This is a genomic window from Desulfocurvus sp. (assembly GCF_023230885.1).
Taxonomy (GTDB): Bacteria; Desulfobacterota; Desulfovibrionia; order Desulfovibrionales; family Desulfovibrionaceae; genus Desulfocurvus.
Window position 1 is genome coordinate 1 of sequence record NZ_JALNWM010000260.1, and the last position, 3658, is coordinate 3658.

General features: G+C 74.4%; 4 protein-coding genes. 2 read left to right on the plus strand and 2 right to left on the minus strand.

Translation table 11 applies throughout. From position 1 onward, the window contains the following. Positions 1 to 1241 (plus strand): alkaline phosphatase (locus M0P34_RS14320; protein WP_291500322.1); only part of this gene is annotated, 1241 nt, incomplete at its 5' end. A gap of 12 nt (positions 1242 to 1253) precedes the next feature. On the opposite strand, the gene M0P34_RS14325 is transcribed toward M0P34_RS14320, so the two are convergent. Together M0P34_RS14325 and M0P34_RS14330 are read right to left on the minus strand one after the other, a co-directional pair. Beyond that, a complete protein-coding gene (locus M0P34_RS14325; protein ID WP_291500324.1) occupies positions 1254 to 2159 on the minus strand; it encodes an AEC family transporter in 906 nt (301 codons plus the stop codon). Positions 2160 to 2307: 148 nt separating this feature from the next. After that, a complete protein-coding gene (locus M0P34_RS14330; RefSeq protein ID WP_291500326.1) occupies positions 2308 to 2916 on the minus strand; it encodes a flavodoxin family protein in 609 nt (202 codons plus the stop codon). Between the two features lie 123 nt (positions 2917 to 3039). Between M0P34_RS14330 and M0P34_RS14335 the strand changes: the two genes are divergently transcribed. After that, positions 3040 to 3456 carry a helix-turn-helix domain-containing protein gene (locus tag M0P34_RS14335; protein ID WP_291500328.1) on the plus strand — a complete coding sequence of 139 codons (417 nt, stop codon included), beginning with the start codon at positions 3040 to 3042 and terminating at the stop codon, positions 3454 to 3456. Positions 3457 to 3658 lie beyond the last annotated feature (202 nt).

The following is a 3658-nucleotide window of genomic DNA, read 5'->3' on the forward strand; positions in this document are numbered from 1 at the left end:
ACGGCTTCCCGGTCCACGGCCTGACCACCACCGCCGCCGCCGACGGCTCGGTCACCGATTCTGCGGCGGCGGCCACGGCCCTGGCCACGGGCGTGCGGACCTTGCCGGGGCGGCTGGGCCTGGGTCCGGACCTGCGGCCCCGGCCCACGGTGGCCGAGCTGGCCCGCGACCGGGGGATGCGCGTGGGCATCGTCACCAGCGTGTCCGTGGACCACGCGACCCCGGCGGGCTTCTACGCCCATGTGCCCGAGCGCGGCATGTACCACGAGGTCGCCCACGCCCTGGCCGCCAGCGGCTTCGACTATTTTGCGGGCGGCGGCCTGCGCGACCCCCGGGGCGAGGCGTCGCCCCGGCCCCAGGGCGACGCCCTGGAGCGGGCCCGGGCCGGGGGGCTGGCCCTGGCCGCCGGGCGCCAGGCCCTGGAGGCCCTGCGCCCCGGGCAGCGGGCCCTGGCCGTGGGCGACCGGCTGTGCGACGGCCAGGCCCTGCCCTACGCCCTGGACGCCACCGCCCGGGATGTGACCCTGGCCGAGTTCACCGCCCGGGGCATCGCCCTGCTGGACAACCCCCGGGGTTTCTTCATGATGGTCGAGGGCGGCAGGATCGACTGGGCCTGCCACGGCAACGACGCGGCCGCGGCCCTGGCCGATGTGGTGGCCTTCGACGCGGCCGTGGCCGTGGCCGCGCGTTTCGCGGCCGCCCGCCCCGGCCAGGCGCTGGTCCTGGTCACCGCCGACCACGAGTGCGGCGGGCTGGTCCTGGTTCCGCCGGACGCCCGGTCCGCGGCGTTCCTGGATATCCTGCGCCGCCAGGGCATGTCCTTGCAGCGTTTCGTGGCCGGGCTGGCGCGCGGGCCGGAGGGCGGACGCTTCGAGGAGCTCGCGCCCCGGCTGGCCGGGCTCTTCGGGCTGGAGACGCCCGCCGCCCTGGGCCTGGAGCCGGAGGAGCTGGAGGCCCTGCGCGCGGCCTGGGCCAAGCCCCGGCCCGGGCCCGGGCCGGGCCGCGCCGAGGGCGATCCCCTGGCCGTGGCCCTGGGGCGGCTGCTGGGGCGCAAGGCGGGGCTGGAGTGGACCTCGCGGGGGCATACCGGCGTACCCGTGAGCACCTCGGCCCTGGGCGCCGGGCAGGAGCGTTTCGCGGGCAGCTTCGACAACGGGGAGCTGGGCCGCAGGATACAGGAGGTCATGGGCCTGGCCCCGGCTGCTGCTCCGGCGGCCCTGGCCCTCCCTGCGGCGCCCTGAGCCCGCGCCGGGTCAGGCCGCCAGGGCCGCGACCAGGGGCAGGGTCAGGGCCGCGAGCACGGTCTGGGCGGTCAGGATGGTGGCCATGAGTTCGGCGTCGCCGCCGAGCTGGCGGGCCAGGATGTAGGACGAACTGGCCGTGGGCAGGGCCGCGAAGAGCACCGCGACGCCCAGAGCCGGGCCCCGGGCCCCCAGCAGGGCGCACAGCGCCGCCGCCGCCAGGGGCATGAGCACCAGCTTGGCCCCCGAGGCCCACAGCACCGGGCCCAGGGCGCCGCCCAGGGCGCGCGGGCGCAGCCCCGCGCCCACGGCGAGAAGGCCCATGGGCAGCGCCGCCCTGCCGACCACGGCCAGGGTCTCGTGCAGGCTGGCGGGCAGGCGCAGGCCCGACAGGTTCAGGGCGAAGCCCGCCGCGCAGCCCAGGATCAGCGGATTTTTGGCCAGCTCCAGGAGCAGCCGCCGCCCCCGGCCGTTGGCCCCGCCGCCCAGCCGCGCCACCACCGGCACGCACATCAGGTTCAGCACCGGGATCATGGCCACCATGGCCACGGCGGCCAGGGCCAGGCCCCGGGGGCCATACAGCGCCGCGGCCAGGGCCAGGCCGACATAGGTGTTGATGCGCACCCCGCCCTGGAACACCGAGGAGAACGCGGGGCCGTCCAGGCCCATGCGTCCGCGCAGGGCCAGCAGGGCCGCCCCGGTCAGCGCCGGGGCGGCCATGAGCCCCAGGGCCATGGGCAGGGTGGCGGCGTCGGCGAAGTCGGCCCGGGACAGGGTGTTGACCAGCAGCGCCGGGAACAGCAGCACATAGGTCATGCGCTCGGCCTGGGCCCAGAAGCCGTCGCCGGGGAACCCCGCGCGGCGCAGGAACAGGCCCAGGACGATGACGGCGAAGACGGGTACCAGGGCGTTGAGCACGGCAGGCCTCGGGGCTGAGGGGCGCGAAAAGCCCCGGATACTCCAAAGCCCGCGCGGGCACAACGGTGAAGGGTCCGGCGCCCGGGCGCGGGCCGCCTCGGGACACGGAAATCCCGTGGCGGCGGCCCCCCGCGGCGCGCGGCGCGGGCTACGGGCGCACGCCCAGGGGATAGGCCCCGCGATGCGGCGCGATGGCCCTGCCCAGCCAGTCCACGGCCCGGCCCAGGTGCTCCATGTTGGCCAGGGCCTCGGCGTCGGCGTCGACCTCGCCCTTGTCGCGGCCGTAGCCGATGTTCCAGTATATGGACCCGGGCACGATCATCTGGGACATGAGGAACATGTGGTTGATGGTGTCGTAGGCGTGGGTGGCCCCGCCCCGGCGCGCGACCACCACCGCCGCGCCGATCTTGCCGCGCAGGGCCGCGCCGTTGGCGATGGACACCATCCCCGTGCGGTCCAGCAGGGCCTTCATCTCGGCGGTGACATCGGTGAAGTAGGTCGGCGTGCCCAGGATCAGGGCGTCGGCGCGCATGATCCTCTCCAGCAGGCCGTTCAGGTCGTCGTTCTTCACGGCGCAGCGCATGTCCTTGTTCTCGAAGCATTTGTAGCAGGCGATGCAGCCGCGCAGGGCCTTGCCCGCCAGATCGACCAGCTCGGTCTCCCAGCCTGCCCCGGCCAGGGGGGCCAGGGCGCGGGTCAGCATGGTCCGCGTGTTGCCGTCCTTGCGAGGGCTGCCGTTGATGGCCAAAGCATACATGGCGTTCTCCTTTCCGGGTTGGGTGTTGACTTCCTTGCCCCCTTCATTATGCTTTCATGCGTTCATGGCAAGTACTGTTAAAAATGATAGGTACTATCATAAAGTATAGTGAAGGGGGCAAGCGTGCGGACAGCCTGTCGCGAGAAGGAAGTCAACGGGCGGCGGTACCGCTGCTTTTTCGAGCTGACCCTGCAACTCATCGGCGGCAAATGGAAGCCCGTGGTGCTCTATCATCTGGCCCAGGACGGGGTGCTGCGCTTCGGCGAGCTGCGCCGGGGCCTGCCCGGCATAACAGAGCGCATGCTCACCCGCTGCCTGCGCGAGCTCGAGGCCGACGGGCTGGTGCGCCGCGAGGTCTACCGCGAGGTGCCGCCGCGGGTGGAGTATGCCCTGACGGACCTGGGGGTCAGCCTGATCCCCATCCTGCGCGACATGCGCGACTGGGGCGCGCGCTACGAGGAGCGCACGGCGGGCCGGGCCTTCGCGGGCGAGGGCTACGAGCCCCGGCCGCAGTCTCCCGAGGGCTGCCCGGACGCCTAGCGCCGCGGGCGCCGCGTCCCGGCCCCCCCGCCCGCCACTGCGTACACACCCGCGCCCTAGTGCCGCGTGCGCCGCGTCCCGGGGCTGCCCTGGCCCCCCCGGGGCCTCATGTCGCGGGTGTCGGGGCGGTTGCATCCCCCCGGCGGGCGCCGCGTTGCGGGTTCAACGGCCCCGTTCTGCCCCCCGCCGTTGTTTCACTGCC

Bases quoted from the DNA above. Each gene is read 5' to 3' on its own strand.
- M0P34_RS14330 (WP_291500326.1), bottom strand. From the start codon at position 2,916: ATGTATGCTTTGGCCATCAACGGCAGCCCTCGCAAGGACGGCAACACG.